The sequence below is a fragment of the Leclercia adecarboxylata genome (genome assembly GCF_035787115.1).
GTDB classification, from domain to species: Bacteria; Pseudomonadota; Gammaproteobacteria; order Enterobacterales; family Enterobacteriaceae; genus Enterobacter; species Enterobacter adecarboxylatus_E.
Map to the genome: position 1 here is coordinate 234,639 of NZ_JALKTL010000001.1, position 26,538 is coordinate 261,176.

Annotated in this window: 25 protein-coding genes and 3 pseudogenes; 19 read left to right on the plus strand and 9 right to left on the minus strand. The window is 53.3% G+C overall.

The genetic code is table 11. From position 1 onward, the window contains the following. Nucleotides 1–7: 7 nt before the first annotated feature. The 3 genes from dmsD to MXM41_RS01155 all read right to left on the minus strand — a co-directional run bounded on the left by dmsD (nucleotide 8) and on the right by MXM41_RS01155 (nucleotide 3,542). Nucleotides 8–607: a Tat proofreading chaperone DmsD gene (gene dmsD / locus MXM41_RS01145; protein ID WP_325929391.1), complete on the minus strand. Its 600-nt coding sequence runs from the start codon at nucleotides 605–607 to the stop codon at nucleotides 8–10. Between the two features lie 50 nt (nucleotides 608–657). Next, complete coding sequence (gene ynfE / locus MXM41_RS01150) at nucleotides 658–3,087, minus strand: selenate/tellurate reductase subunit YnfE (protein ID WP_325929392.1); 2,430 nt, start codon at nucleotides 3,085–3,087, stop codon at nucleotides 658–660. Nucleotides 3,088–3,236: 149 nt separating this feature from the next. Then, a complete protein-coding gene (locus MXM41_RS01155) occupies nucleotides 3,237–3,542 on the minus strand; it encodes a DUF1161 domain-containing protein (RefSeq protein ID WP_325929393.1) in 306 nt (101 codons plus the stop codon). A gap of 105 nt (nucleotides 3,543–3,647) precedes the next feature. On the opposite strand from MXM41_RS01155, the gene MXM41_RS01160 reads away from it, so the two are divergent. Then, complete coding sequence (locus MXM41_RS01160; RefSeq protein ID WP_325929395.1) at nucleotides 3,648–4,358, plus strand: YnfC family lipoprotein; 711 nt, start codon at nucleotides 3,648–3,650, stop codon at nucleotides 4,356–4,358. A gap of 39 nt (nucleotides 4,359–4,397) precedes the next feature. Here the strand turns inward: MXM41_RS01160 and MXM41_RS01165 are convergent, their stop codons facing one another. Beyond that, nucleotides 4,398–4,727 carry a DUF1283 family protein gene (locus MXM41_RS01165; RefSeq protein WP_325929397.1) on the minus strand — a complete coding sequence of 110 codons (330 nt, stop codon included), beginning with the start codon at nucleotides 4,725–4,727 and terminating at the stop codon, nucleotides 4,398–4,400. A 148-nt stretch (nucleotides 4,728–4,875) separates the two neighbouring features. On the opposite strand from MXM41_RS01165, the gene MXM41_RS01170 reads away from it, so the two are divergent. The 7 genes from MXM41_RS01170 (at nucleotide 4,876) to MXM41_RS01200 (ending at nucleotide 12,939) form a co-directional block, all read left to right on the plus strand. After that, the gene (locus MXM41_RS01170) at nucleotides 4,876–5,202 is read left to right on the plus strand and encodes a YnfA family protein (protein WP_325929399.1); all 327 of its coding nucleotides are present in this window, start codon (nucleotides 4,876–4,878) and stop codon (nucleotides 5,200–5,202) included. 109 nt (nucleotides 5,203–5,311) lie between these two features. Beyond that, on the plus strand, nucleotides 5,312–6,526 hold the full coding sequence (manD, locus tag MXM41_RS01175) for a D-mannonate dehydratase ManD (RefSeq protein WP_325929401.1): 1,215 nt from the start codon (nucleotides 5,312–5,314) through the stop codon (nucleotides 6,524–6,526). Between the two features lie 11 nt (nucleotides 6,527–6,537). Then, the gene (locus tag MXM41_RS01180) at nucleotides 6,538–7,557 is read left to right on the plus strand and encodes a Zn-dependent oxidoreductase (RefSeq protein ID WP_325929403.1); all 1,020 of its coding nucleotides are present in this window, start codon (nucleotides 6,538–6,540) and stop codon (nucleotides 7,555–7,557) included. Nucleotides 7,558–7,608: 51 nt separating this feature from the next. Then, a complete protein-coding gene (locus MXM41_RS01185) occupies nucleotides 7,609–8,991 on the plus strand; it encodes an MFS transporter (RefSeq protein WP_325929405.1) in 1,383 nt (460 codons plus the stop codon). A 124-nt stretch (nucleotides 8,992–9,115) separates the two neighbouring features. Next, a complete protein-coding gene (locus tag MXM41_RS01190) occupies nucleotides 9,116–10,660 on the plus strand; it encodes an MFS transporter (RefSeq protein ID WP_325929406.1) in 1,545 nt (514 codons plus the stop codon). Nucleotides 10,661–10,888: 228 nt separating this feature from the next. Then, nucleotides 10,889–12,352 (plus strand): fructuronate reductase, encoded by a 1,464-nt coding sequence (locus tag MXM41_RS01195; protein ID WP_325929407.1) that lies wholly within the window; start codon nucleotides 10,889–10,891, stop codon nucleotides 12,350–12,352. A 155-nt stretch (nucleotides 12,353–12,507) separates the two neighbouring features. Next, the gene (locus MXM41_RS01200; RefSeq protein ID WP_325929408.1) at nucleotides 12,508–12,939 is read left to right on the plus strand and encodes a universal stress protein; all 432 of its coding nucleotides are present in this window, start codon (nucleotides 12,508–12,510) and stop codon (nucleotides 12,937–12,939) included. Nucleotides 12,940–12,980: 41 nt separating this feature from the next. On the opposite strand, the gene MXM41_RS01205 is transcribed toward MXM41_RS01200, so the two are convergent. Together MXM41_RS01205 and ydfG are read right to left on the minus strand one after the other, a co-directional pair. Continuing rightward, a complete protein-coding gene (locus tag MXM41_RS01205) occupies nucleotides 12,981–13,667 on the minus strand; it encodes a GntR family transcriptional regulator (protein ID WP_325929409.1) in 687 nt (228 codons plus the stop codon). 91 nt (nucleotides 13,668–13,758) lie between these two features. Then, nucleotides 13,759–14,505: a bifunctional NADP-dependent 3-hydroxy acid dehydrogenase/3-hydroxypropionate dehydrogenase YdfG gene (gene ydfG / locus MXM41_RS01210; RefSeq protein WP_325929410.1), complete on the minus strand. Its 747-nt coding sequence runs from the start codon at nucleotides 14,503–14,505 to the stop codon at nucleotides 13,759–13,761. 153 nt (nucleotides 14,506–14,658) lie between these two features. On the opposite strand from ydfG, the gene dcp reads away from it, so the two are divergent. The 3 genes and pseudogenes from dcp (at nucleotide 14,659) to MXM41_RS01225 (ending at nucleotide 17,497) form a co-directional block, all read left to right on the plus strand. Continuing rightward, on the plus strand, nucleotides 14,659–16,704 hold the full coding sequence (gene dcp / locus MXM41_RS01215) for a peptidyl-dipeptidase Dcp (RefSeq protein WP_325929411.1): 2,046 nt from the start codon (nucleotides 14,659–14,661) through the stop codon (nucleotides 16,702–16,704). Between the two features lie 109 nt (nucleotides 16,705–16,813). Next, nucleotides 16,814–16,927: pseudogene (locus tag MXM41_RS01220) on the plus strand (DNA replication protein DnaC); the annotation flags it as partial. Between the two features lie 63 nt (nucleotides 16,928–16,990). After that, nucleotides 16,991–17,497 carry a DUF977 family protein gene (locus MXM41_RS01225; protein WP_418936768.1) on the plus strand — a complete coding sequence of 169 codons (507 nt, stop codon included), beginning with the start codon at nucleotides 16,991–16,993 and terminating at the stop codon, nucleotides 17,495–17,497. Between the two features lie 201 nt (nucleotides 17,498–17,698). Here MXM41_RS01225 and MXM41_RS01230 read toward each other — a convergent pair whose 3' ends face one another. Then, nucleotides 17,699–18,253, minus strand: a complete 555-nt coding sequence (locus MXM41_RS01230) for a hypothetical protein (protein WP_325929412.1) — start codon at nucleotides 18,251–18,253, stop codon at nucleotides 17,699–17,701. Nucleotides 18,254–18,482: 229 nt separating this feature from the next. On the opposite strand from MXM41_RS01230, the gene MXM41_RS01235 reads away from it, so the two are divergent. Further along, the gene (locus tag MXM41_RS01235; protein ID WP_325929413.1) at nucleotides 18,483–18,800 is read left to right on the plus strand and encodes a hypothetical protein; all 318 of its coding nucleotides are present in this window, start codon (nucleotides 18,483–18,485) and stop codon (nucleotides 18,798–18,800) included. A gap of 280 nt (nucleotides 18,801–19,080) precedes the next feature. Beyond that, nucleotides 19,081–20,019: a hypothetical protein gene (locus MXM41_RS01240; protein ID WP_325929415.1), complete on the plus strand. Its 939-nt coding sequence runs from the start codon at nucleotides 19,081–19,083 to the stop codon at nucleotides 20,017–20,019. A 360-nt stretch (nucleotides 20,020–20,379) separates the two neighbouring features. On the opposite strand, the pseudogene MXM41_RS01245 reads toward MXM41_RS01240, so the two are convergent. Further along, nucleotides 20,380–20,496, minus strand: a pseudogene (locus MXM41_RS01245) (DinI-like family protein); the annotation flags it as partial. A 404-nt stretch (nucleotides 20,497–20,900) separates the two neighbouring features. On the opposite strand from MXM41_RS01245, the pseudogene MXM41_RS01250 reads away from it, so the two are divergent. From MXM41_RS01250 to MXM41_RS01260, 3 genes and pseudogenes are all read left to right on the plus strand, one after another. Then, nucleotides 20,901–21,149: pseudogene (locus MXM41_RS01250) on the plus strand (M3 family metallopeptidase); the annotation flags it as partial. 374 nt (nucleotides 21,150–21,523) lie between these two features. Beyond that, nucleotides 21,524–22,063, plus strand: coding sequence for a hypothetical protein (locus tag MXM41_RS01255; protein WP_325929416.1), 540 nt, complete (start codon nucleotides 21,524–21,526; stop codon nucleotides 22,061–22,063). A 499-nt stretch (nucleotides 22,064–22,562) separates the two neighbouring features. After that, on the plus strand, nucleotides 22,563–22,697 hold the full coding sequence (locus MXM41_RS01260; RefSeq protein WP_325929417.1) for a hypothetical protein: 135 nt from the start codon (nucleotides 22,563–22,565) through the stop codon (nucleotides 22,695–22,697). Between the two features lie 158 nt (nucleotides 22,698–22,855). Here the strand turns inward: MXM41_RS01260 and MXM41_RS01265 are convergent, their stop codons facing one another. Then, nucleotides 22,856–23,053, minus strand: coding sequence for a hypothetical protein (locus tag MXM41_RS01265; protein ID WP_325929418.1), 198 nt, complete (start codon nucleotides 23,051–23,053; stop codon nucleotides 22,856–22,858). A gap of 255 nt (nucleotides 23,054–23,308) precedes the next feature. Here MXM41_RS01265 and MXM41_RS01270 point away from each other — a divergent pair, with 255 nt between their 5' ends. The 3 genes from MXM41_RS01270 (at nucleotide 23,309) to urtA (ending at nucleotide 26,535) form a co-directional block, all read left to right on the plus strand. Then, on the plus strand, nucleotides 23,309–23,632 hold the full coding sequence (locus tag MXM41_RS01270; RefSeq protein WP_325929419.1) for a hypothetical protein: 324 nt from the start codon (nucleotides 23,309–23,311) through the stop codon (nucleotides 23,630–23,632). A 323-nt stretch (nucleotides 23,633–23,955) separates the two neighbouring features. Further along, nucleotides 23,956–25,059, plus strand: a complete 1,104-nt coding sequence (locus MXM41_RS01275; protein WP_325929420.1) for a cobalamin-independent methionine synthase II family protein — start codon at nucleotides 23,956–23,958, stop codon at nucleotides 25,057–25,059. 204 nt (nucleotides 25,060–25,263) lie between these two features. Further along, entirely contained in the window at nucleotides 25,264–26,535 is a 1,272-nt protein-coding gene (gene urtA / locus MXM41_RS01280; RefSeq protein WP_325929421.1) for an urea ABC transporter substrate-binding protein, read from the plus strand. Nucleotides 26,536–26,538: the final 3 nt, after the last annotated feature.

Here is a 26,538-nt window from a genome sequence, read left to right on the forward strand (position 1 = left end):
GAGAGCGTTAACGGTAGAGCGGCTTTTCGGGCACGGGGATCGGCAAGCCGGATTGCCACTCTGCCAGCGTCAGCTGCGCCAGCTTGCCCAGCGCGCGGTAGAACGGGTGGCCGGCGTTTTCGACGAATACCGCAAGAAAACGCGGGCTCCACGGCAGCAGATGCCAGGCCAGCAGCTGGTCGCGCTCGGCGCCACGGTCTGACTCAGCCAGCCAGGCCGCCATCAGCAACAGGGAGCCGAAGTGATCTTCCGGCTCGTTGTGTGCCATCTCAAACACAATGCCGTTATCCCGCATCCACTGGCGCAGGGCCAGCGTGGAATCCCCGAACAGCACGCTTTCGCGATCCAGCCATACCGACCCCCACGGCGGCGCCGGAAGCGCCCACGGGCCGAGAAAAAGCCGCTGCCAGGCGCTACGCAGGGGCTCGTCTGCTGGCTGGCGAAGCTCGTCGGCGATGGGGGCCAGCAGTCCGGCATCCAGCGGCCAGTCCTGCTGCCAGCCGCTGTGGGTTAAGGCGGTGACCAGCGGCGCGGCCTCAGGGCTATCCGGCGCGTAGTAAAACAGGGCGCCCAGCACCCGGGCAGTTACGGCAAACGACTCTCTCATGACTTCATCCTTCCAGTGCGCGGGTTGCCCCGCGCTGATACCTAAATTGGCTACGCCTTTTCGATCTGCACCAGATTGGTGTGCTGCGGATTACCCTTCGCCAGCGGCGACGGGCGGTGGGTGGTCAGCGTATTGATGCAGGAGCCGTGGTCGATGCGATCCCCGGTCATGTTGGCATCGTGCCACGCCCCCTGGCCCATGGCGCTGACGCCCGGCATAATGCGCGGCGTGACCTTCGCCGGAATACGCAGCTCACCGCGGGCATTATAAACCCGCACCATGTCGCCGTTATTGATCCCGCGCGCTGCGGCATCTACCGGGTTGAGCCACACCTCCTGACGGCAGGCCGCCTGCAATACGTCGACGTTGCCATAGCTGGAGTGGGTGCGGGCCTTGAAGTGGAATCCGAACAGCTGCAACGGGAACTGGCTGCGTCCGGGATCGTCCCACCCCTCAAAGGTAGAGGCATACACCGGCAGCGGGCTGATGGTTTCGTCTTTCTCCAGCTGCCAGGTATCTGCTATGTCGGCCAGCCTGCTGGAGTAGATTTCGATTTTACCCGACGGGGTTTTCAGCGGGTTAGCCTCCGGATCGTCACGGAATTTTTTATAGGCGACAAAATGACCGTTCGGATCTTTGCGTTTGTAGATGCCCATCTCTTTTAGCGCCTCGTATGAGGGGAGCTGAGGATCCCGGGCCACCATCTTAGCGTACAGATACTGCAGCCACTCGGCCTGGGTCCGGCCCTCGGTAAAGCGCTGGTGAACGTCCGGGCCAAGGCGCTTCGCTACCTCGCTCATGATCCAGTAGATGGGCTTGCGTTCGAATTTAGGGGCGGTCACCGGCTGGAGGAAGATCAGATAACCCATGTTCCCGGCGTAGTCGTTGGGAATGATGTCCTCCTGTTCGACGGTCATCAGATCCGGCAGCAGCAGATCGGCGTATTTCGCCGACGAGGTCATAAAGTTATCGATAACCACAATCATTTCGCATTTGCTCTCGTCCTGCAAAATGTCGTGGGTTTTATTGATATCGGAATGCTGGTTAATGATGGTGTTACCGGCATAGTTCCAGATGAACTTGATCGGCACGTCGAGCTTGTCCTTGCCGCGTACCCCGTCGCGGGTAGCGGTCATCTCCGGCCCGCGGGCGATAGCGTCGGTCCAGCTGAAGCAGGAGATTTGCGTTTTGACCGGATTCTCCGGCAGCGGCATCCGCTCAATGGTAATGGTGTAGGTGGATTCACGCGCGCCGCTGTTGCCGCCGTTAATGCCAACGTTGCCGGTGAGGATCGGCAGCATGGCGATAGCGCGGGAAGTCAGCTCGCCATTGGCCTGACGCTGCGGGCCCCAGCCCTGGCAAATATAGGCCGGTTTAGCGGTGCCGATTTCACGGGCCAGCTTAATGATGCGATCGGCGGGAATACCGGTGATGCGCGAAGCCCACTCCGGCGTTTTGGCGGTGGCGTCTTCGCCCTGGCCCAGAATATAGGCTTTGTAATGACCGTTAGCCGGGGCACCTTCCGGCAGGGTGGTTTCGTCATAACCGACACAGTATTTGTCGAGGAACGGCTGGTCGACGAGGTTTTCGTTTATCAACACCCAGGCAATGCCGGCTACCAGAGCGGCATCGGTACCCGGTCGAATCGGGATCCACTCATCTTCACGCCCGGCGGCGGTATCGGTGTAGCGCGGATCGATGACGATCATCCGCGCATTCGAGCGTTCCCGCGCCTGTTCAAGGTAGTAAGTGATGCCGCCGCCGCTCATGCGCGTTTCCGCCGGGTTATTGCCGAACATCACCACCAGTTTGCTGTTTTCAATATCCGAGGTGCTGTTGCCCTCGTTGCTGCCGTAGGTATAGGGCATGGCGCAGGCGATCTGCGCGGTGCTGTAAGTACCGTAATGGCTAAGAAACCCGCCATAGCAGTTCATCAACCGGGCCACCAGAGAGGCGTAGGGCGAGGAACGGGTGATGTTGCCGCCAACAATACCGGAAGAGTAATTAATGTAGACCGCTTCGTTGCCGTATTTCGTCACCACGTCGCGCAGGCTGTTGGTAAGCAGCGTAAGGGCTTCATCCCAGCTGATACGTTCGAACTTGCCTTCTCCGCGTTTGCCCACGCGCTTCATAGGGTAGTTCAGGCGATCGGGATGGTTAATGCGCCGACGGATCGAGCGTCCGCGCAGGCAGGCGCGAACCTGATGATTACCGTAGATATCGTCGCCGGTGTTGTCCGTTTCGACCCAGTAAACTTCGTCATCACGCACGTGCAGCCGCAGCGCGCAGCGGCTGCCACAGTTTACTGAACAGGCGCCCCAGACCACTTTATCCGCGCGCGCCTGTTCCATTGCGGCAGCGGCGGGGCGTAAACCAAAAGGCAATGACAGGCCGCCAGCGGCAAGCGCAAGGGAACCGATGGCGGTAGATTTTACGAGGGTGCGGCGGCTGATCCCGCCGCTTTGCTCATTATCAGACATGACTCACTCCATTACGTTCGTCGTTGGTGAACTGATTTCAGCCGTAATGACGATCCGGCTAACGAAGTGGAGTGTTACCCATTAAGGGGGAGATAATATTAATGTATATCAAAACAAAGGAGATTCCCCCGCGTTAACGGGGGGAATACTTACTGCGGTTCGCGTGGCGCAGGAGCCTGAGTGCCGCCTCCGCTTACCGGATAGTTGCCGCTGCTGGTGCGGGTATAGAGAATTTTAAGGGTATCATTGGCGCAGTGGCCTACCACTTTGGCGTCGGGTTTGTCAGCCTGATCGTTAGGCACGATGTTCAACATAAAGCTGCTCTCCGGCACGCCATTATTGATGATCCGTTGTTGAATATCGCTTTTGATCTGCTCGCAGTTGTCGGGCGCCGCCAGCGCGGCCGGGGCAATACCCGCCAGCAAAAGTGCAGTAATCCAGGGTAACCGTTTCATATCTGCCTCCTTACGACTGTGTGTGACTATAATAGTAGCAGGGTTAATGTAAACGTTTGTATTTGCTACACTGCCCGGGATCCTCTTCTGCTACTGGTAGGTCAAGTGAATAAACACGCGCTTATGCTTTTTTTGACAGCTCTGTTGACCGGGTGTGACAACACTGCCGCGCCGCTGTCGTTTACGCCAGAAATGGCCAGCTTCTCTAACGAATTTGATTTTGATCCCCTGCGCGGACCGGTGAAAGACTTCAGCCAGACGCTGTTCAATGAAAAAGGGGAAGTGGCCAAGCGCGTCAGCGGCACGCTCTCGACGGAAGGCTGTTTCGATAGCCTGGAGCTGCACGACCTTGAGGCAAACACCGGCATCGCCCTGGTGCTGGACGCCAACTACTATCTGGATGCGCAAACCCAGCAGAAAAAGCTGCGGCTGCAGGGTAAATGTCAGCTGGCGGAACTGCCGGCGTCAGGGATTTCATGGGATACCGATGACAACGGTTTTATCGTCAGCGCCCACGGCAAAGATATGGAAGTGAACTATCGCTACGATGCCGACGGCTACCCGCTGGGCAAAACCACCGTCTCCGGAGAGCAGCATCTCTCCATCACGGCGATACCGGCAGCAGACAAGCGTAAGAAACTGGACTACACCTCGGTCAGCCAGCTGAACGATAAGCCGCTGGGCAATGTGAAACAGACCTGTGATTATGACCGCCATGACAACCCGGTGGAGTGTGAGCTGACGATTGTTGATCAAAGCGTGAAGCCAGCGGTGTCGCGTAAGTACACCATTAAAAACACCATTGAGTACTATTAAGCACCGAGCAGCGCGCTGCTCGGTGCGTACAAGTAGCAATCAGGGCGCCAGCGCGCGGCCGGTGCGGCGGTCGAGACAGCGCAGGGTGTTGGGCTCCCAGTAGGCGTTCACATTGGCGCTCTGCTGGCATTTATCCCGTACGTCAAAGGCCACATCCTCTTTATCCCACTCTTTCTCCGCGCGGGTATTTACCTTCTGGCGCAGGCTCCGGGTGTCGTTCCATTGCTCTTTATCCATGGCGGCATTTTGACGGCTCTGGGCGCTGTCGCCGGATTCAATAATCAGTTTGCTGGTGTTGGCGGATGCTGGGGCGATAAAAACCGCGGCCAGCAGGGCTGCCAGACAGAGGCGAGTGCTCAATTTACGCATAGCGATTTCCTTATAGACGGTGGACATTCAAATACTTCACCGGGGTTCTACAACAGTCCATTTTGAGGGCATACCCACATCAGATGTGTGGAAGGGATCCTTTCACATTCGGCTATGATAACCCATCACTCATCAGACAACGTTAAATATGTTTAAAACAACACTGCTCTTTTTTGCCACCGCGCTGTGCGAAATTCTCGGCTGTTTTTTGCCCTGGCTTTGGCTGAAGAAAAACGCGTCGGTGCTGCTGTTAATTCCCGCTGGCGTCGCGCTGGCACTGTTCGTCTGGCTGCTGACGCTGCATCCCGCAGCAAGCGGGCGCGTTTATGCCGCCTATGGCGGGGTGTACGTCTGCACCGCGCTGCTCTGGCTGCGGGTGGTGGATGGGGTGAAATTAAGCGTCTATGACTGGGCCGGGGCATTGGTGGCCTTGTGCGGCATGCTGATCATCGTGGCAGGCTGGGGGCGCGCATGAGCGCCCAATCTGTGATCCAGCGACCGTTTTTTGATCTTCATACTTGTATGGTAGTAGGCTAATTGCGTAGATTTCCTGCATCACAACAAAAGATGTAAGGAACCGGAACATGAAGATTGTTGGGGCTGAAGTATTTGTCACCTGTCCAGGGCGTAATTTTGTCACGCTGAAAATCACCACCGACGAAGGTATTGTCGGCCTGGGGGATGCCACCCTGAATGGCCGTGAGCTCTCCGTCGCGTCATACCTGAAAGATCATCTCTGCCCGCAGTTAATTGGCCGTGATGCCCACCGTATCGAAGATATCTGGCAGTTCTTCTATAAAGGTGCCTACTGGCGTCGCGGGCCGGTCACCATGTCAGCGATTTCCGCCATCGACATGGCGCTGTGGGACATCAAAGCAAAAGCCGCCAATATGCCGCTGTACCAGCTGCTGGGTGGCGCCTCCCGTGAAGGGGTGATGGTCTACTGCCACACCACCGGCCATACCATTGACGATGTGCTGGAGGATTATGCCCGCCATAAAGAGATGGGATTCAAAGCCATCCGCGTACAGTGCGGCGTGCCGGGAATGAAAACCACCTACGGCATGTCTAAAGGGAAAGGACTGGCGTATGAGCCTGCCACTAAAGGTAACTGGCCGGAAGAGCAGCTGTGGTCAACTGAAAAATACCTCGATTTTACGCCGAAATTGTTTGACGCCGTGCGCAACAAGTATGGCTTTAATGAACACCTGCTGCACGATATGCATCACCGCCTGACGCCGATCGAAGCGGCGCGTTTTGGTAAGAGCATCGAGCAGTACCGGATGTTCTGGATGGAAGATCCGACGCCTGCTGAAAACCAGGAGTGCTTCCGCCTGATCCGCCAGCATACCGTCACCCCGATTGCGGTGGGCGAAGTGTTCAACAGCATCTGGGACTGCAAGCAACTGATTGAAGAGCAGCTGATCGACTATATCCGCACCACCATCACCCATGCGGGTGGCATTACCGGAATGCGTCGGATTGCCGATTTCGCCTCGCTCTACCAGGTACGCACCGGTTCGCACGGTCCGTCGGATTTGTCGCCAATTTGCCACGCCGCGGCGCTGCATTTTGACCTGTGGGTTCCGAACTTTGGCGTGCAAGAGTACATGGGCTATTCCGAGCAGATGCTGGAGGTCTTCAACACCAACTGGACCTTTGAAGACGGTTATATGCATCCGGGCGAGAAACCGGGCCTGGGCATCGAGTTTGATGAAAAACTGGCGGCGAAATATCCCTACGATCCCGCTTACCTGCCGGTTGCGCGTCTTGAAGACGGCACGCTGTGGAACTGGTAAAGGAGCTGAAGATGAAAAGTATCGTTATTCAACAACCGAACGCGCTGGTTCTCGAAGAGCGTCCGTTACCGACGCCAGCCGCAGGCGAAGTGCGCGTCAAAGTGAAGCTGGCCGGGATCTGCGGTTCCGACAGCCATATTTATCGCGGCCACAACCCGTTTGCGAAATATCCTCGCGTCATCGGTCATGAGTTCTTTGGCGTGATCGACGCCGTAGGCGAGGGCGTTGACGCTGCGCGCCTGGGCCAGCGCGTCTCGGTGGATCCGGTGATCAGCTGCGGCCACTGCTACCCGTGCTCGGTGGGCAAACCGAACGTCTGCACCTCGCTGGTGGTGCTGGGCGTACATCGCGACGGTGGCTTTAGCGAATATGCGGTAGTGCCGGCTAAAAATGCCTGGGTCATCCCGGACAGCATCAGCGACAAACACGCGGTGATGGTGGAGCCATTTACCATCGCGGCCAACGTTACCGGCCACGCCAGTCCGACGGAGCAGGATGTGGCGCTCATTTATGGCGCAGGTCCGATGGGGCTGGTCACCGTTCAGGCGCTGAAAGGCGTCTATAAGGTGAAACAGGTGATTGTGGTCGATCGCATCGACGAGCGCCTGGCGATGGCGCAGCGCAGCGGCGCGGACTGGGTCATCAACAACGGCAACCAGTCCTTGCAGTTGTTGCTGGAAGAGAAGGGCATCAAACCGACGCTGATTATCGATGCGGCCTGTCATCCGTCCATTTTGCAGGAGGCGGTCAACCTGGCTTCCCCGGCGGCGCGGATTGTGCTGATGGGCTTCTCCAGCGAACCGAGTCAGGTGGCGCAGCAGGGGATCACCGGTAAAGAGCTTTCCATTTTCTCCTCACGGCTGAATGCCAATAAATTCCCGGTGGTCATCGACTGGCTGGAGAAAGGGCTTATCGATCCCGACAAACTGATTACTCACGCCTTTGAGTACCAACACGTTAAAGACGCCATTGAACTGTTTGAGAAAGACCAGCGGCAGTGCTGCAAGGTATTACTGACTTTCTCTAAATAATAATTGAATGCGGTTAAGTGGTACGCATCTTACCCTGTTGAGATAGCCAATATGACTCAAGTACAACATGAAAGATCCACATCTGACCTGATCAAAGCCGCCGTTTCAGGGTGGCTTGGCACCGCGTTAGAATTCATGGACTTCCAGCTTTATTCGCTGGGCGCAGCATTAGTCTTTCACGAGATCTTCTTCCCGGAACAGTCGGCCGCGATGGCGCTGATTCTGGCAATGGGTACCTATGGCGCGGGCTATATTGCCCGTATCGTCGGCGCCTTTATTTTCGGCAAAATGGGCGACCGCGTAGGGCGCAAAAAAGTGCTGTTTATCACCATCACCATGATGGGGATCTGTACTACCCTGATCGGTGTTCTGCCGACCTACGCGCAAATTGGTATTTTCGCACCGGTACTGCTGGTTACCCTGCGTATCATCCAGGGGCTGGGGGCAGGCGCGGAGATCTCCGGTGCGGGCACCATGCTGGCGGAATATGCGCCAAAAGGTAAGCGCGGCATCATCTCCTCGCTGGTGGCGATGGGTACCAACTGCGGTACGCTGAGCGCGACGGCGATCTGGGCTGTGATGTTCTTCGCTCTCGACCGTGAAGAGCTGGTGGCCTGGGGCTGGCGTGTACCGTTCCTCGCAAGCGTGGTGGTGATGATCTTTGCCATCTGGCTGCGTATGAACCTCAAAGAGAGCCCGGTATTCGAGCAGGTCAACACCGACGACGCCCCTGCTGTACAGGCTGCGGCTGAAGAGAATACGCTGGGTGCGATGCTGAAGAGCAAGTCGTTCTGGCTGGCCACCGGCCTGCGTTTCGGCCAGGCAGGTAACTCCGGCCTGATCCAGACCTTCCTCGCCGGCTACCTGGTACAGACGCTGCTGTTTGATAAAGCCATCCCGACTGATGCCTTAATGATCAGCTCTATCCTCGGCTTTATCACTATCCCGCTGCTGGGCTGGCTGTCGGATAAATTTGGTCGTCGCCTGCCTTATATTTTGCTGAGCATTTCCGCCATCATTCTGGCGTATCCGATGCTGTCGATCATCGTCGATAAGTCGTACAGCCCGGGCGTGATCATGACCTCGATTATTGTGATCCATAACTTTGCGGTGCTCGGTCTGTTCGCGCTGGAAAACATCACCATGGCCGAGATGTTTGGCTCCCGTAACCGCTTTACCCGGATGGCAATCTCTAAAGAGGCAGGCGGTCTGGTGGCGGTGGGCTTTGGTCCGGTGCTGGCAGGTATTTTCTGTAACATGACCGGTTCCTGGTGGCCTATCGTGGCGATGGTAGTGGTCTATTCCCTTATCGGCCTGATCTCAGCTCTGCTGATGCCTGAGGTTTGTGACCGAGACCTGAGCGCGCTGGACGATGCCGCGGATGAGAAATCCGCCGCGCTGGGAATTAACAGTAAACATCGCGCCATCTCCTGATACCTGAAAACTCTCCTGCAAAAGCAGGGGAGTTTTTTTTATCCCTTTCAAAAAAACGTAAATACGCACCATCTTCAGGGAAGCATCAGAAATCAACTGGATTTTTTTCAGGTAAGGAAACTGTATGTCTCGTGCAAAGAAAAACATCACTATTCCGGTGAGTATCGGTTACGGCCTGACCGATATTATGGGCGGCGGCGCCTTCACCGTTATTGGCGCCTGGTTGTTATTTTTTTACACCACTTTTGTAGGTCTCTCGCCGATGGAAGCGGCGTCAATTGTCGCCATCGCCCGTATTGTCGATGCGGTGGTCAGCCTGTTTATGGGCAGCTTAACGGACCACTTTTATAAGAACTATTTTGGTAAGAAGTTTGGCCGCAGGCGATTTTTCCTGCTGATCGGCGCGCCGCTGATGCTGGTGTATGCCTTGTTGTGGCTCGACGGCATGAGTTACGCGTTTTATCTGGCAGTCTATCTGGCGTTCGAGATCATTGCCGCGATGGTGCTGATTCCGTGGGAAACCCTGCCTTCGGAGATGACAAAAGAGTTTAATGGTCGCACCAAACTTTCCACCTGCCGCATGTTTTTGTCGGCTTCCGGCACCTTTCTGGCGACCTTTATTCCGGGACTATTGATTGGCTATTTTGGCGAGCAGAGCGCCAGTGCCTATCTGATTAATGGCGTGATTTTCGCCGTATTGTTTATGATCTGCGTCTTTATCTCGTGGAAAGTAACCTGGGAGCGGGAACTCACCCCGCAGATGCAGGCGGAACTGGATAAGTCAGCCATGCCCGGCGGTCTGTCTGACAAGCTACGCACTTTTTTCGACCTGTTTAAATCTTACGTCTCGACGCTGAAAATCCGCGCCTTCAGAAAACATCTTGCCATTTATCTGCTGTCATTCACCGGCAAAGATGTTTACAACACGGTGTTCGTCTTCTTCTGCGTTTATTGCCTGAACGTCTCGTCATCCCTGGCGGGCAGCCTGTTGTCGATGAGTATTGTTGGCCTGCCGGTAACGCTTATTGCCGGACTTGGGATCATCAAATACGGTCCGGCCCGGCTCTATGTCTTTGCCTATATCCTCATGATGCTCTGTCTGGCCGGTTTCCTGGCGGTGTATCAGATCCCGGCGCTGAATACCGTTGCCACGCTTTTCATTCTTGCCGGTCTGTATCAGGTGGGCCGCTGCGTGCTGGAGTTCACCCCATGGAATGTCTTCCCGTTCATTCCAGACATTGACGAAATGGTCAGCCGCCAGCGCCGGGAAGGGCTCTTTGCCGCTGTTATGACCTTTACCCGCAAAACCACCGTGGCTATCGCCACCTTTGTGGTCGGGTTTTTGCTGCAAAGCGGTGGCTTCGTGAAGGGCAGCCAGGTTCAGCCGCCGGAAGCGATTCATACCATTGCCATGCTGATGTTTATCGGTACCGCTGGCCTGTTAATGCTGGCTCTCTGGCAGGCGTTGACCTTCCGTCTGAATAAACAGACGCACCAGATCTTCGTGGAAGAGGTCGAACGCCTTCGCGCCAACGGCTCCAAAGCGGCGGTTGAACCCCATGTGCGGCGTATCGTGGAGGATCTGACAGGCCATGATTATGACAGTCTCTGGACGGAAGCGACGGCCGCGTCAGTTCAGCCGCAGGAGCGGGCCACAACAGCAAGATGAATGGTTCATAACCTTGCGGATAATATCCAATGCTGTCACACAACTTTTAATTGATGTCACACCAGATGGTGAAAAGTTAACGTAAATCAATATCGACGTATCAACAATCAGTATGGTAACGGCAGAGAATTTTTTATGCCTTCTACCATTCTAGTTGGGTTAGTAAGCTGGGCCAGAGGAGATACGCCGGCCCGGTTTCATCGCTTAATCACATTAACGAGTACTATCATGAAAAATCCATTACTACAGGCGCAAGCCACGCTTCCTCACTATAACCGCGATAACCTGCAGTCGCGCATCGTGCATCTGGGTTTTGGCGCCTTCCATCGTGCGCACCAGGCGCTCTATACCGATATTCTGGCAGCCGAACACGGCAGTGACTGGGGATATTGCGAGGTTAATTTGATCGGCGGCGAGCAGCAGATCGCCGATCTTAAGGCCCAGGATAATCTCTACACCGTCGCCGAAATGTCCGCTGATGCCTGGACGGCGCGGGTAGTGGGCGTGGTTAAAAAGGCGCTGCATGCCCAGGTGGATGGTCTGGAAGCGGTGCTGTCTGCCCTGTGTGAGCCACAGGTGGCGATCGTCTCGTTAACTATTACCGAAAAAGGCTACTGCCACGCCCCGGCCACCGGCCAGTTGATGCTGGATCACCCGCTGATCGCCGCCGATCTGCAGAACCCGCATCAGCCCGTTTCCGCCGTGGGTGTGGTGGTTGAAGCGCTGGCGCGACGTAAAAACGCCGGGCTTCCCGTCTTCACCGTAATGTCCTGCGATAATATGCCGGAGAACGGCCATGTGATGCGCAATGTCACCTGCGCCTATGCCCGGGCGGTTAACGCTGAGCTGGCCGACTGGATCGAAACCAACGTCACTTTCCCGTCAACCATGGTGGACCGTATTGTGCCCGCCGTAACCGCCGATACGCTGACCAAAATTGAACAGATTACCGGCGTGCGCGATCCGGCAGGTGTGGCCTGCGAGCCGTTCCGCCAGTGGGTGATTGAAGACAACTTTGTCGCGGGGCGTCCGGCATGGGAGAAAGCCGGTGCCGAGCTGGTGGCCGACGTCATTCCATTTGAAGAAATGAAGCTGCGCATGCTTAATGGCAGCCACTCCTTCCTGGCGTATCTGGGGTATCTGGCGGGGTATCAGCACATTAACGACTGCATGGAAGACGCGAACTACAAGCGCGCCGCCCGTGCGCTGATGTTAAACGAGCAGGCGCCAACGCTGAAAGTCAACGGGGTGGACCTGGGGCGTTATGCCGATCAGCTGATCGAACGCTACAGCAACCCGGCGCTGCGCCATCGTACCTGGCAGATCGCCATGGATGGTAGCCAGAAGCTGCCTCAGCGTATGCTGGACTCCGTGCGCTGGCATCGGGTGCATCAGAAGCCATTCCCGCTGCTGGCGCTGGGCATTGCGGGCTGGATGCGTTACGTCGGCGGCGTGGATGAGCGCGGTGAAGCCATTGAGGTGTGCGATCCGCTGCTGCCGGTGATTCAGGCGGCGGTGAAGGGCAGTGCGGAAGGTGAAAGCCGCGTGAAAGCTCTGCTGGACATTGAAACTATTTTCGGCAAGGAGTTACCGCAGGACACTGTATTTGTTGACGCGGTAATGAATGCTTACGTTGCATTAGTAAAAGACGGGGCGAAAGCTACCGTTGCGCAATTCGCTTCAGATATTTAACGCCTCTTTATGCCGCCGTTCGCGGCGGCATAATTTAAACACTTCTTTACTTATCCCGCTTATTTCCTGACCGAGTCGTTTAGGGTTCGTTTGATGTACGTATGTCACGCTGAATATCGTTAAAAAGTACATTATCGATATAAGGAGAAAGGCGTATGTATAAGAAAATATTGATGCCTGTCGATGTATTTGAAATGGATTTGAGTGATAAGGCCGTGCGTCACGCTGCGTTTCTTGCGCGTGCGGATAATGCTGAAATCACGCTGTTAAATGTTCTTCCGGTCAACAGTCGTGCTCTGCTGCGGGGCTTCTCTTCGGATATTGTTAAGTTTGAAGCTTATATGGTCGAAGAATCAAAGAAAAAGATGAACGAATTAAAGCGTCTTTTTGATGTGCCGACGGAGAAAATGCATACCGAAGTGCGTTTTGGTAGCGTACGCGATGAAATTATCGCGATGGGTGCTGAAGGGAAATTCGATATTATCGTTATCGGCTCGAAAAAACCCGGCGTTACGACGCATCTGCTCGGCTCTAACGCAGAATCAGTATTACGCTATGCCAAAATTCCGGTATTAGTGGTGCGCTAAATAGTTTCCGCATCCTGGCCATATATCGGGATGCGGAATGGTTACTCTTCGCTAAACCAGTCGCTATTTTCCTGACGAATTAATTGCACTGACTCGCCAATTTCCTGCAGATGCAGGGTCATCGCTCTTTCTACCCCATCGGCGTCACGCTTTTCCAGCGCGTTGAAAATATCCAGATGCTGGCGCAGCAGCATCTCCGGCGGTGAAACGTGGTCAAGACTCATGTAACGCACCCGGTCCATGGTCGCCTTGATATTCTCAATGGTATCCCAGGCCAGCTGACAGCCAGCAATCTGCGCCAGCTTCTGGTGAAACTCATCGTCGAGCAGGAAAAAATCATTCAGCTGCTTACGCTCAATGGCGATGCGTTGCTGATGCAGGTTCTGTTCCAGCTGATAGCACTGGTGGTCGTCGACCAGGCTTGCCGCACGACGGACCACGGCGCACTCGATAGCCTGGCGGACAAAACAGCCGTTCTGCACCTGAGACAGCGAGATTTTATTCACGTAGCTGCCGCGCTGAGGACGGATTTGAATCAGGCCATTTTCGGCCAGCTTAATAAAGGCTTCGCGAACCGGCTGGCGGGAGACATCAAAACGTACCGACACCTCTTTTTCTGACAGGGGCGTTCCCGGCGGGATCAGGCAATGCACAATGTCGCTGCGCAAAATACGATAAATTTGCTGATTTACGGGTTGGGTCGGATTGAGTTGCGATTCAGCGGCCATTCGATGTGATTTCTCAGAGAGTTAACCTGGAAATACTACCATTCTTTTGCCTGGTATCCCAGTCCCGGCCCGCAGGCCGGGCAGAGAAATCTTATCCGCGATAAACGCTCAGGCCCGCAAAGCTCTGAGTTACCGGCATCATTTCAACGGTGTTGATGTTGACATGCTTCGGCAGCGTCGCCACCCACCAGACGGCTTCGGTAACGTCATCCGGGGTCAGGGCAGTGGTATTCTCGTAGGTTTTATCCGCTTTAGCGTCATCGCCTTTGAAGCGCACGTTTGAGAACTCCGTTCCGCCGACCAGACCCGGTTCGATATCCGTTACGCGGATGGCGGTGCCGTGCAGATCGGTGCGCAGGTTCAGGCTGAACTGGCGTACAAAAGCTTTGGTTGCGCCATAGACGTTGCCGCCCGCGTAAGGCCAGCTCCCGGCAGTTGAGCCGATGTTAATCACATGGCCACGGTTGCGCTCGACCATGCCCGGCAGCACGGCGCGGGTCATATACACCAGGCCTTTATTATTGGTGTCGATCATCGTTTCCCAGTCTTCCACGCTGGCTTTGTGCGCAGGCTCAAGCCCCAGCGCCAGCCCGGCATTGTTGACCAGTACGTCGATGTCACGCCATTCAGCCGGCAGGTGAGCAAGCATCTCTTCAATGGATGCACGGTTACGTACGTCCAGCTGAGCGGTCAGAATGCTGTCGCCAAGCTCGTCTTTCAGCTCCTGCAGACGCTCCTGACGGCGGCCGGTGGCAATCACTTTATGTCCGTTGGCAACAAAACGACGCGTGATGCTTTCACCAAAACCTGCAGTCGCTCCGGTAACTAAAATTATCATCTCACTGTTCCTCAACGCTTTTTGTGTTGTACTACCATAGCATGTGATCTGACGCAGGGTAAGGTTACTTTTCCTGCCCTTAGGCTGACAGGGATTGCAGGGCATGCCGGGCTGGCCTACTCTGGTGAAATTCATCATATTCAGGAGTCTGATATGTCTGGCACCAATCCATTTTTCGCAAGCAGCCTGCTGCCGTACCAGGCGCCGCATTTTGATCTGATCCACGACGAACACTATCGTCCGGCCTTTGACGAAGCTATCCGCCAGAAGCGCAAAGAAATTGCAGCGATTGCCGGCTCTGAAGAGGAGCCCGATTTTGCCAATACCGTGCTGGCGCTGGAGAAAAGCGGCGAGCTGCTGAGCCGGGTGAGCAGCGTCTTCTTCGCCATGACCTCGGCGCACACCAACGATTATCTCCAGCAGCTGGAGGAGGCGATCTCAACCGAACTGGCGGCGCTGGCAAATGATATCTGGCTGAACGACGCGCTCTTTACCCGGGTGGATGCCGTCTATAATGACCGGCAGACAATGGCGCCGGACGCCGAGTCCCTGCGCCTGATTGAGGAGCTGCACCAGCGCTTTATTCTGGCCGGTGCCCGGCTGGGTGAGGCGGAAAAGCAGGCGTTAAAAGCGCTCAATACTGAATCCGCTGCGCTCACCAGTCAGTTTAACCAGCGACTGCTGGCGGCAGACAAGGCGGGCGGGCTGGTGGTGGATTATCTGCATCAGCTGGACGGCCTGAGTCAGGCTGAACAGGCGGCAGCGGCTCAGGCCGCAGCGGAGAAGGAGCTTAGCGATCGCTGGTTAATTCCACTGCTCAACACCACTCAACAGCCGGCCCTGCAACAGTTGCGCGATCGTCAGACCCGGGAAAATCTCTTCAACGCGGGCTGGCTGCGCACGCAAAAAAACGATGCGAACGATACCCGCGAAATAGTTGCGCGTCTGGTGGCGCTGCGGGCGCGTCAGGCTGAACTGCTGGGCTACAGCAGCTATGCCAGCTGGAAGATTGCCGATCAGATGGCGAAAACTCCCGACGCCGCGCTGCAGTTTATGCGCGGCATCGTCCCGGCTGCTCGCACTCGCGCCCTGCAGGAGCAGGCCGACATCCAGAAGGTCATTGACGATGAGCAGGGCGGGTTCCGGGTGCAGGCCTGGGACTGGGCGTTTTACGCAGAACGTGTGCGGCTGGCGAAATACGCCCTGGATGAGTCGCAGGTTAAACCCTACTTTGCCCTCGACAGGGTGCTGACCGATGGCGTGTTCTGGGCTGCGACCCGGCTGTTTGGCATTACCTTTGCCGAGCGCAGTGATATCCCTGTCTACCATCCTGATGTGCGCGTCTGGGAGATCTTTGATCAGCATGGAGAAGGAATGGCACTGTTTTACGGTGACTTCTTTGCCCGGGACTCGAAAGGCGGCGGGGCGTGGATGGGTAACTTTGTTGAGCAATCCCATGAAGCCGGCACGCGGCCGGTGATCTATAACGTCTGCAACTATCAAAAACCGGCGAAAGGCCAGCCAGCGCTGATCTCCTGGGATGATGTGATCACGCTGTTCCACGAATTTGGTCATACCCTGCACGGGCTTTTTGCCAGCCAGCGCTACGCCACGCTTTCCGGCACCAATACGCCACGCGATTTCGTGGAGTTCCCGTCGCAAATCAACGAACACTGGGCCAGCCATCCCGAGGTCTTTGCCCACTATGCCCGCCACTATGAAACCGGGGAGCCGATGCCCGATGCCCTGCGCGAGAAAATGCTCAGCGCGACCCAGTTTAATAAAGGCTATGACATGACAGAACTGCTCAGCGCCGCGCTGCTGGATATGAACTGGCATGGGTTCGCCGCCAGCGAGGCGCCAGCAGACGTCGAGGCCTTCGAAACCGCAGCGCTGAAACGCGAGCAACTGGATCTTCCCGCCATACCACCGCGCTATCGCAGCAGCTACTTTGCCCATATCTTCGGCGGCGGCTATGCAGCAGGCTATTATGCCTATCTGTGGACACAAATGCTGGCCGACGACGGCTACCAGTGGTTCGTGGAAGAGGGCGGATTGACCCGTGAAAACGGGCAAAAATTCCGCGAGGCGATTTTGTCCCGCGGGAACAGCACTGATTTAGCGGAACTTTATCGCGCGTGGCGCGGGCACGATCCGAAGATTGAACCGATGCTGGTGAATCGCGGATTGAGTGTATAAGGGCCTTTTCAGGCTGGAAACAGAACCGGGCGCAATGCCCGGTTTTTTGTCCGATTTTTTCTTCCTCATAACGCATCCAAAATTTCTCCCCAACAACGACGAGCTGGTACCCACCCTCGGCGCGCGGGTCATCGATCGTCTGCGGATGGACTCTGGCGTCTGGGTCAATTTCGACTGGGAAAGTTTTCGCGGCAACGTATCGCACCTGCGGTCCGTGAAGTGAGAAGGAGGTGAGCATGCCAGGACCAAAACGCATAGCTAGCACACCCTGTTCATTGCCTGGATTATCGAGCTTGTGAAAAAGCACGGCCGCCCCACAACAAAAGATGTCGCTGCCATGTTCGGTCTGCATCGCCACACAGCTGAGAAATACATCCGGGCTGCCGTTGAACAGGGCCAACTTATCCGCCACGGTCGCAGCGGCGTCTTCCGCGACAAGCGCGATCAGCTGGCTGCTGAGAATGCGGCGCTGAAGGCGGCATTCAATCCCGAAGAAATTCCAGAAGATGCAGTCGAGGCATTCACGGAAACTGCAATCATGGATCACGACTGGGATGATACCTGTTCATGGCCATGGGTTGAGAATGACACCGATGTTATTCGCGCGGTACTGGCTGTAATGGCTGCGCCCGCAACCCCGGCCACCGACGCCTTCCTGGCTAAAGTGCGGGCCAGTACGTTGGAAGATCTGGCGAAGACAAAGCGGATTGCCATTACGCACCCAGGATTCGCCAATAAATTCGTTTATTGCCCGCTCTGCGGGAGCAAGGTTGAGGGGGATATGCTGAGGTAAACCATTTTTCACATGTGCTGAGGCGGCTGCATGTTTTGGTTCAAAATCAGCTTGTGATTTAGAGCAATATCGGTAAGTTGCAGAGGAGTGGTTGAGCCACTATAATTTTTGAGTAATGAATAAGCTACCGCAAGGTAGCTTATTCATAGTTACAAATCCATCGGAAAATTTTTATGCTGATTTATTAAAGTAGTGGGTGACTTAAATTTTTGTTTTGCTATCCATTAAAAATATTTGAGTGCAATTGCTTCCTGTTTGAGTATACATTTTTAATATCCCTCCTTTGTTTTTAGACCAAAGGACGCCTGCACTGTCTGCCACGTATTTAAAATGACTATCCTGATTTAGCAGGCCGGCGCAATTACCCTCCTGTGTGATAATGGATGTAGAGGTTGCATAACAATAACCACCGCTTTGGGAAAAGTGTACGGACTGAATAATTGTATCACCAACACTACCGTAAGTTATATCAATATCAATATTATCTTTTGCTTTTTCAGGAAAATATCGGACGTTTGTGCGACTCTCTTTAGCAGAGAGAGAATTATCAAAAGTATCCTTTATTAATACATTGCACTTAGTAAATCCAACGTCGTTTGCCATTTTTACGGCATCTAAATTCACAGCTGCGTGGGTAGAGAAGGATGCCAGAAAAACTGATGAGATGATTAGCCTATACAATTTTAAGTCCTTTTTTATAAATGGTCTCAATCTTATCGGCAGTAAATACAGAAACTTAAGCATAATTTGCATCATTACTGATTGTTACCTTAATGCTCACAGCGGCTTTAAGGGTTCGAAAAACCAGCTTTTCAACGTTCGCCGAGGTGGGGGCAAACCTGCCGGAGATGTGCGGGCAACGGGAGGGGCTGCCTGACTTACCTTACAAGCGGATAGAGCGGTATCAGGATTTCTTTGTCGACAAGGCACCTGACCACAGCGAAAACAGGTTGTGGATGCTCCGCAACATGGGGAGAGTACTGTAATGGGTTTACCATCTCCAGCCGGCGACTACGTAGAGCAGCGGTTAACACCGGAACGTATCTGCAGCGTGGTAATCGACAGCCGCATTCTTGAAACCTCGTCAGGGTTTGCGGTGATCGAACCTGTCAGCCAGCTGGTAAACAAGCCGGTATTGCTGATCCTCAGCGGCGGACGCACCCAGTTTGCTCGCGTCATGGGAAAGTCACTTATTTATGACGACGGCGAAACAATAGAAGGTTCTGCTGATGAGGAGGTGGATGTGCTCGGGCGTGTGACGTACTTCATCAACAGCGCAGACGCTGATGATCCTCCTGTATGAGATGCCGCTCATACCTGTCCGCTCAAGGGCCAACTGATAAATCTTCATACGAAGCAGCGACTATTTTTCTTATTTAATATGACTTTCACAGAATAGTTCGAGACCTATGTCTTCAAAGCTTAAACTGAATGATGATATTGTGATTAAGTTATTTTCGACAATGGTATCTGCGGACCGGTAGGACTTAACCTAAATTAAAATGTGTCAATGAACAGGTCCGCGTTAACCTTTTAAACGACGATTGATAGCATACCGCACATCTCAGAGGGTTGTTACAGAAATGGAAGAACTTAAATCAAATTCAGTTTCAGACCGCGATTATAATCCCGTCTACGCATCTGCCTCTTCGGGCGATGTTGACGCCCAAATTAAACTCGGAAAAATGTACCGTGACGGCGACGGAGTTGAAAAGGACGGTAAAAAGGCCGTTGAGTGGCTGACAAGAGCTGCAGAACAGGGTAGGTCAGATGCCCATTACTTTTTGGCTGTCATATATGCAACGGGAAACGGAGTCCCTCTGAGCTATTCAAAAGCCCTGGAGTGGTTCAAATTTCCGTTAGATCAGGGCGACTCGGATACTCAGGTTTACGTGGGGTGGCTACACGAAAATGGATTTGGGGTTCCTAAAGATAATTCAAAAGCTGCGGAATATTACGCACTTGCGGCAGAACAGTGTAATAGCTCTGCCCAATATTATCTAGGCACCTTTTACGAGCATGGATTAGGGGTGCCCAAAGATGAAAATAAGGCATTCGAATACTATACATTGTCTGCGCAACAAGGGGATAGCGATGCCCAGGCGAATTTAGGGGCAATGTACATTGCCCGTCATGACTATGAAAAAGGCAAAGACTATCTTCGCATGGCTGGTGAGAATGGCAACCAAAGGGCTCTTGAAACGCTAAAGAAAATTGAAGCAGTTCAAGAAAAACACAGAATCGAAGACAGTGTCAGGAAAATCACTTGTCCTTTCTGCGGGAAAAAAAGTGTTTGGAAGGCAAAGTATTGCCACGGTTGCACCGCTCGGATTTTGTACTCACCTGCAAGAAAATATGAATGGATGGGTATAGGTATCGCTATTTTTTCCGCTGTAGTTGGTGTTGCAATGGACCCGAATCATTTAGGTAGGGTACTATTTTTTTCCTTCCTTATTTGGCCTTTATCTTTAATCCTCAGTAGATTGTTCGGTGAACAACAGGCTTTTTTCCGCAAAGACTAAGTCTTCAACCTTACAAACCGATTTTTATTTTCATATGGTTTGGGCAGTGAGTTGCAGACTGGCAAAATTTCTGAAGTAAAATTTGTTGCTCTAAGACAACAAGTAAAAACTTACTGAGCGTACACGTGCGCCACGTTTTTCGTCGTCACTGCCCCAGCGAGAAAAGATCCCTGCCGTGAAGATTCCCCCTTCGCGGCTTCTTTTCAGCAAAATGTCGAGACGCCCGAACAAAGAAAATTTCTTGAATAGTCGCTCGCCCTCATGGTCAAAATGGAGCGAGACAAGCCTTTTCTTGCTGACGTGTATCTTGTGTCCACTTCTGGCACAAAACGTCCCACCATTGGCGCTACAGTCAAAGACCTAATCCGCAACCATCCACATATCGATCTCTTCAAACATCATTTCTAAAATGCGATTCAGCTTTTCAAGGTGGCTTTTGCTGGCATCTCTGTTTAATCCATTCGCTTGCATTAATTTGTCCGGCGGGCGGAAGCAGTTTGCAAAGTTCATAGGAAAAGCGTTAATCATGGAAGGTGGCGAAGCGATATAGGGTACCGCAGCCGAAGAAGTCGAAGTAATGGGCAGGGTGACTTACTTTATCATTCGCAAGAACGCAGAGAATGAATGTCCGATGTAAAAGCGGTGCGTACTTTAAATCGCATAGGGGATCGATATCCGCCGTTTAAATAGATTTTTGAGTGAAATTTGAGCTAAATTAACCAGGGATAAACCGCTTTTCAGCAAAATTCTTCCCCAAAACGATATGCAACCTACTGAATAGCATGGAGTTGTATTGGTAGCGGAAATGGTGCAAATCAACACTTCAATTGCAGATTATCCCTTTGTTTTCAATTAATAAAAATGCCATTTGAATAGTATGCTTCGCCCATATCTTCGGCGGCGGCTACGCGGCAGGCTATTATGCCTATCTCTGGACCCAAATGCTGGCCGACGACGGCTATCAGTGGTTCGTGGAAGAGGGCGGTCTGACCCGCGAAAATGGGCAGAAATTCCGCGAGGCGATTTTGTCGCGCGGGAATAGCACTGATTTAGCTGAGCTTTATCGCGCGTGGCGCGGGCACGATCCGAAGATTGAACCGATGCTGGTGAATCGCGGGTTGAGTGCATAAGGGCTTTTTCAGGCTGGAAACAGAACCGGGCGCAATGCCCGGTTTTTTGTGTGATTTTTCTTCCCCAAATGGATCTTTAAATTCTGGGAAAATTTCGCTTTCACGGTTCAGTGGAAATTTAGTTTTAGACATATACGCATTTCTTTTCAACGTCATAATATTTTGCGTAGTAATAACGGAAAAATTTTGGTCAGGATATAGTCAGATACGTTCTGGTCATTGAAGCCTGTACTGTATAATCAACACTAAGGATAATCTTAAAATCAAGCCTTTTTCCCAATTCAGGCCCGGGCCTCGTTCAAACTCCGTTACATTGTCGCGAATAATTCTTTGAAAATTCTGACAAATTATTGTATTAAATAGGGAGAATAAATATGGCATTAAAGGATGATATGAAATTGAATAAAACCCTGACATTAGCAATTATCGCTTTTGGGCTTACCGGGTGTGCCAAAGTATTACCTCTGGATTATGATGATTACAATGGAAGTGATGCTGCGACGTTGTATGTTCTTAACCGTGCGGGAAATGTTGGAACCATCTATCTGGCTTCTTACGCAATGAATAGCAAAGATAATTGCTACGATATGTCAGATCGCTATGAGCTTGACTCAAATGTTTTTCAGGCAAAAGGGAACATAATAACAAGTAAAGTAAAGCCGGATGTCCTCTACTCTGTATCACAGATCAACAGTTCCGGACAATTTATTAAAAGTACTGACTCCGCAGTTATTCCAGAAGCGGGGAAATATTACTATATAGTCTCGGGAAATAAGGCTGTCCAGGTCCCTTCAGATTTTATTCCTGACGCGTCAGTCAACTCAGATGAAATAGTCAACAAATATAGCAAAAACCAGGTCAGGTACTGGAATGTTAAAAAAATCTGCAGCCGACCCTTCTGGAAGATTGGCTGATGTGAAAACCGTTGCTTATCAATAACGAATTTTTCGTTTTATAGCGCGATAACTACCTTGAGATCGCGCACTATTTTGTCTGGAGCATGTGATCAACGGTACTGACCTACTTGCCCGGCAATCAACAGGCCATAGCTGATCTGCTCTCCGCTTCTGGCACAGGGCTTTCCAGTCCGGAAACTGAACCGGGCGGAATGCCCCATTTTTTCGTTCTATGGCTTAAGTTTACGTTAGCTATCTCTTTGAACATACAACAAATAAACTCATCGCATACCTCTTTATGTTCCCGCCTCGCTCGATATAACTATAAGCATGTCTTATATTTTAGAGGTGGCGATTTGCCGCATATGCCAACAGGAGTTCAAAATGAAATCCAACGAGCAAGGTTCTAACAAAGATCAGTCTAAGCAGTCACAAAAGAACCCGAAAGACGACCAGTCCAAACAGAAACCGGGTAAAGCGAAGTAGACTCTCATAACTAAGTTCGACGGAGGTTTTTATGACTGATCGTCCAGATTACGTTGATCCTCTTCCTGATGATGAACCGCTTCCTGATGATGATATTCCTGACACACCAGATGTGAACGACCCACCGCTCGTTGACGATCCTGATGTTACCAGGAAACCGCTCTAAATATTTTATAACCGCCTTCGGGCGGTTTTTTTATATCTGTGGAAAATGAATATTCATTAAATACAGGCGGATAGCTGTTGACACAAAAGGAAAAAACAGAGTTACGCAATAAAAAAGCAGGATTTGCATCCTGCTTAGTGTATTTAGCTCTCGCTAAATTACTTTCCAGATAGGTTTCGCCAGATACTCTGGCTAATACCAAATGCCATGGCTAAACAAAATCCTCCGGCAGACCATCTCTCGATCCCTTCTGCCATAATAAATATGGCAATTCCTATGACTGCCAGCGGTAGCGCAGCGATAAAAAAGAGAGCGATATTACAGAAAATTTGGCCTGTAGTAAGTTCTTGCGACATGTTAATACCCTTAATGAACGAAACCGTCGACTGCTTTTATTGTTATTCTGAAATGGTTATTTCATTAAAAGGGGCCGCTACTATCCCATTAATGGCATTGTCCGACAATCCTTAATTTTTGTAGGGCCAGAATCGCCATACTGCCGCTGTCGCCGTGTTTGCTGACCATGCTCGCAAAACCCTTCACCCGAGCCGCTTTTACCCGTATGTTGCTGTGCTCATGTAGAACTAAAGACGTAATCGTCAGGTAAAGTAATGGACCTTTCTCCTTTTATGCACGCATTAGCGGCAGTCTCAGTTCAGTGCCTGTGCGGCCTGAAATGGGCCCGTTGGGGCACGGGCGGGGCGCTGGGTTCGCTGTGGTTTATCGCCCGGGAACAGACCCAGGCTGAATATCGCTGGATTGCGCTGTTTGGTCACGGCAAGCGCGCCAACATGCCCTGGTGGGGCGGGTTTGACTGGCAGGTGTGGAACATGGCCAGCCTGCTCGACTGGCTGGTGCCGGTGGTTGCCTGCATGCTGGTCTGGCTGTTAGCGCAGGTATTGCGTCAAAGATGCGCGGACCAGCAGCGAGCCTAGCCTTAGCCTGCGCACATTGTTTAGCCTTCATTTATCTTCGACATGCTAGCTTAGTCAGGATCCGCAGCCCGGTAGGGATTACCGGGACGTAGATAACTAAATACAAATCTATCCATGCAAGCATTTACCGCCAGTCTCTGGCGGTTTTTTTTGCTCTCCTGCTGCAACATGAATTTTTTTCAACACCGATGAATTTTTCTCGTTTGCCGTAAGTCCGGCGCTGTGACATCTTTTTTAGACATTTAGCCATCCAGAAGGCTAAATCTTCAAATGATGAATTATCACTGTCGGCAATTACCTGGCGGCAGAAAAAGGAGATGACCATGCAGCGACAACACGCCCCGTACCGTGCCGATGTGGTAGGCAGTTTTTTACGTCCCGACGCCATTAAGCAGGCGCGAGTGAAATTTGCCACCGGTGAGATTGACGCCCGGCAGCTGCGTGCGGTAGAAGACGAGGCGATCCGCCACGTGGTTGAACAACAGTGCGCCTGTGGCCTGAAGGTGGTAACGGACGGCGAATTTCGTCGCGCCTGGTGGCACTTTGATTTCTTCGACGGCCTGCAGGGCGTGGAGCGTTACGAATCGGAGCAGGGGATCCAGTTTAACGGCGTACAGACCAAAGCCCACGGCGTGCGCGTCACCGGCAAACTGGGGTTCGGCAGCCATCCGATGCTCGACGACTTCCGCTATCTGCAAAGCGTCAGCGGTCACGCCCAGCCGAAGATGACTATTCCCAGCCCGAGCGTGCTGCATTTTCGCGGTGGCCGTAAAGTTATCGACGCCACGGTTTATCCGGATCTGGAGGTCTACTTCAACGACCTGGCGCAAACCTGGCGCGACGCCATCCACGCGTTCTACGCCGCGGGCTGCCGTAACCTGCAGCTGGACGATACCGTCTGGGCCTACCTCTGCTCGGACGACCAGCGCCGTCAGATCCGCGAGCGGGGCGATGACCCGGACCAGCTGGCCCGCACCTACGCCCGCGTACTGAACAAAGCGCTGGAAGGCAAGCCGGACGATCTGACCATCGGACTGCACGTCTGCCGCGGCAACTTCCGCTCGACCTGGATTTCTGAAGGGGGCTACGAGCCGGTGGCCGAGATCCTGTTTGGCTCCGTGAATGTCGATGCGTTCTTCCTTGAATACGACAACGATCGCAGCGGCGACTTCGCCCCGTTACGCTTTATCCGTCCGGGCAAGCAGCAGGTGGTGCTGGGGCTGATCACCACCAAAAGCGGCGAGCTGGAGAACCCGGAAGGGGTGAAGGCGCGTCTGGAAGAGGCGGCGAAGTATGTCGCGAAGGATCAGATCTGCCTCAGCCCGCAGTGCGGCTTTGCCTCCACCGAAGAGGGTAATGCCCTGACCGAAGCACAGCAGTGGGACAAGGTCCGCCTTGTCACCCAAATCGCCAGCGAAGTCTGGTAAATGCTTATCCACAGCGTTGCATTAATAAAGTGCAACGCTGTGCCATCCTGATCCGCATCTGCCGTTAACATCCCCTCCAGCCCGCTTATTCTGCTGACTTATCTTTCTGGCATCCTTTTTGCTAAATCCAATCCTGAATGCTTTTTCTGCGTCCACGCCGTAACGGACGATTTCGCACAGCGTTTCTTTTCAGGAGTGAAAATTATGCATCGTCGTACCTTGTTAAAAGCCTTTGCTTTATCGGCCTCCGTCGTGGCCATGGGGATGAGTTTCAGCGTGCAGGCCGCCGACACCATTAAAATTGGTATCATGCACTCCCTCTCGGGGACGATGGCGATCTCTGAAACGCCGTTGAAAGACGTGGCGCTGATGACCATCGATGAAATTAACGCCAAAGGCGGGGTACTGGGTAAAAAGCTGGAGCCGGTGGTGGTGGATCCCGCCTCAAACTGGCCGCTGTTTGCCGAGAAAGCCCGACAGCTGTTAAGCCAGGATAAGGTGGCGGCGGTGTTTGGCTGCTGGACTTCGGTATCGCGCAAATCGGTCCTGCCGGTATTTGAGGAGCTGAACGGCCTGCTGTTCTACCCGGTGCAGTACGAAGGGGAAGAGATGTCGCCAAATGTCTTCTACACCGGGGCGGCGCCGAACCAGCAGGCCATTCCGGCGGTGGAGTACCTGATGAGCGAGGACGGCGGGGCGGCGAAGCGCTTCTTCCTGCTGGGCACCGACTACGTTTATCCGCGCACCACCAACAAAATCCTGCGCGCCTTCCTGCATTCAAAAGGGGTACAGGATAAAGACATCGAAGAGGTCTACACCCCCTTCGGCCACAGCGATTACCAGACCATCGTCGCAAGCATTAAGAAATTCTCCGCCGCAGGCAAAACCGCAGTGGTCTCCACCATCAACGGCGACTCCAACGTACCGTTCTACAAAGAGCTGGCTAACCAGGGCGTAAAAGCCACAGAAGTACCGGTGGTCGCCTTCTCTGTGGGAGAAGAGGAGCTGCGCGGTATTGATACCAAACCGCTGGTGGGCAATCTGGCGGCATGGAACTACTTCGAATCGGTAGATAACCCGGCTAACCAGACCTTCGTCGCGGCCTACAAAAACTGGGCGAAAGCGCAGAAGCTGCCGAACGCCGATACGGTGGTGACTAACGATCCGATGGAAGCCACCTATGTGGGGATCCACATGTGGGCGCAGGCGGTGGAAAAAGCCGGCACCACCGACGTGGATAAAGTGCGTGCAGCCATGGCGGGCCAGTCCTTTAAAGCCCCGTCGGGCTTCACCCTGACCATGGATGCCACTAACCACCATCTGCATAAGCCGGTGATGATTGGCGAAATCGAAGGCAACGGCCAGTTCAACGTCGTGTGGCAGACCGAATCCCCGGTACGCGCCCAGCCGTGGAGCCCGTACATCGCCGGAAACGACAAAAAGCCCGAAACGCCAATTAAAACCGCCAGCAACTGAACC

Excerpts from the sequence above, each read along its gene's own strand:
- MXM41_RS01165 (WP_325929397.1), bottom strand. The coding sequence starts at position 4,727 with ATGCGTAAATTGAGCACTCGCCTCTGTCTGGCAGCCCTGCTGGCCGCG.
- MXM41_RS01275 (WP_325929420.1), top strand. The coding sequence starts at position 23,956 with ATGCAGCGACAACACGCCCCGTACCGTGCCGATGTGGTAGGCAGTTTT.
- MXM41_RS01190 (WP_325929406.1), top strand. The coding sequence starts at position 9,116 with ATGTCTCGTGCAAAGAAAAACATCACTATTCCGGTGAGTATCGGTTAC.
- urtA (WP_325929421.1), top strand. The coding sequence starts at position 25,264 with ATGCATCGTCGTACCTTGTTAAAAGCCTTTGCTTTATCGGCCTCCGTC.
- MXM41_RS01180 (WP_325929403.1), top strand. The coding sequence starts at position 6,538 with ATGAAAAGTATCGTTATTCAACAACCGAACGCGCTGGTTCTCGAAGAG.
- MXM41_RS01235 (WP_325929413.1), top strand. The coding sequence starts at position 18,483 with ATGGGTTTACCATCTCCAGCCGGCGACTACGTAGAGCAGCGGTTAACA.
- MXM41_RS01205 (WP_325929409.1), bottom strand. The coding sequence starts at position 13,667 with ATGGCCGCTGAATCGCAACTCAATCCGACCCAACCCGTAAATCAGCAA.
- MXM41_RS01255 (WP_325929416.1), top strand. The coding sequence starts at position 21,524 with ATGGCATTAAAGGATGATATGAAATTGAATAAAACCCTGACATTAGCA.
- MXM41_RS01270 (WP_325929419.1), top strand. The coding sequence starts at position 23,309 with ATGGACCTTTCTCCTTTTATGCACGCATTAGCGGCAGTCTCAGTTCAG.
- MXM41_RS01170 (WP_325929399.1), top strand. The coding sequence starts at position 4,876 with ATGTTTAAAACAACACTGCTCTTTTTTGCCACCGCGCTGTGCGAAATT.
- dmsD (WP_325929391.1), bottom strand. The coding sequence starts at position 607 with ATGAGAGAGTCGTTTGCCGTAACTGCCCGGGTGCTGGGCGCCCTGTTT.
- MXM41_RS01265 (WP_325929418.1), bottom strand. The coding sequence starts at position 23,053 with ATGTCGCAAGAACTTACTACAGGCCAAATTTTCTGTAATATCGCTCTC.
- MXM41_RS01155 (WP_325929393.1), bottom strand. The coding sequence starts at position 3,542 with ATGAAACGGTTACCCTGGATTACTGCACTTTTGCTGGCGGGTATTGCC.
- MXM41_RS01195 (WP_325929407.1), top strand. The coding sequence starts at position 10,889 with ATGAAAAATCCATTACTACAGGCGCAAGCCACGCTTCCTCACTATAAC.
- manD (WP_325929401.1), top strand. The coding sequence starts at position 5,312 with ATGAAGATTGTTGGGGCTGAAGTATTTGTCACCTGTCCAGGGCGTAAT.
- MXM41_RS01185 (WP_325929405.1), top strand. The coding sequence starts at position 7,609 with ATGACTCAAGTACAACATGAAAGATCCACATCTGACCTGATCAAAGCC.
- MXM41_RS01230 (WP_325929412.1), bottom strand. The coding sequence starts at position 18,253 with ATGATGCAAATTATGCTTAAGTTTCTGTATTTACTGCCGATAAGATTG.
- MXM41_RS01200 (WP_325929408.1), top strand. The coding sequence starts at position 12,508 with ATGTATAAGAAAATATTGATGCCTGTCGATGTATTTGAAATGGATTTG.
- ynfE (WP_325929392.1), bottom strand. The coding sequence starts at position 3,087 with ATGTCTGATAATGAGCAAAGCGGCGGGATCAGCCGCCGCACCCTCGTA.
- MXM41_RS01240 (WP_325929415.1), top strand. The coding sequence starts at position 19,081 with ATGGAAGAACTTAAATCAAATTCAGTTTCAGACCGCGATTATAATCCC.
- ydfG (WP_325929410.1), bottom strand. The coding sequence starts at position 14,505 with ATGATAATTTTAGTTACCGGAGCGACTGCAGGTTTTGGTGAAAGCATC.
- dcp (WP_325929411.1), top strand. The coding sequence starts at position 14,659 with ATGTCTGGCACCAATCCATTTTTCGCAAGCAGCCTGCTGCCGTACCAG.
- MXM41_RS01260 (WP_325929417.1), top strand. The coding sequence starts at position 22,563 with ATGACTGATCGTCCAGATTACGTTGATCCTCTTCCTGATGATGAACCG.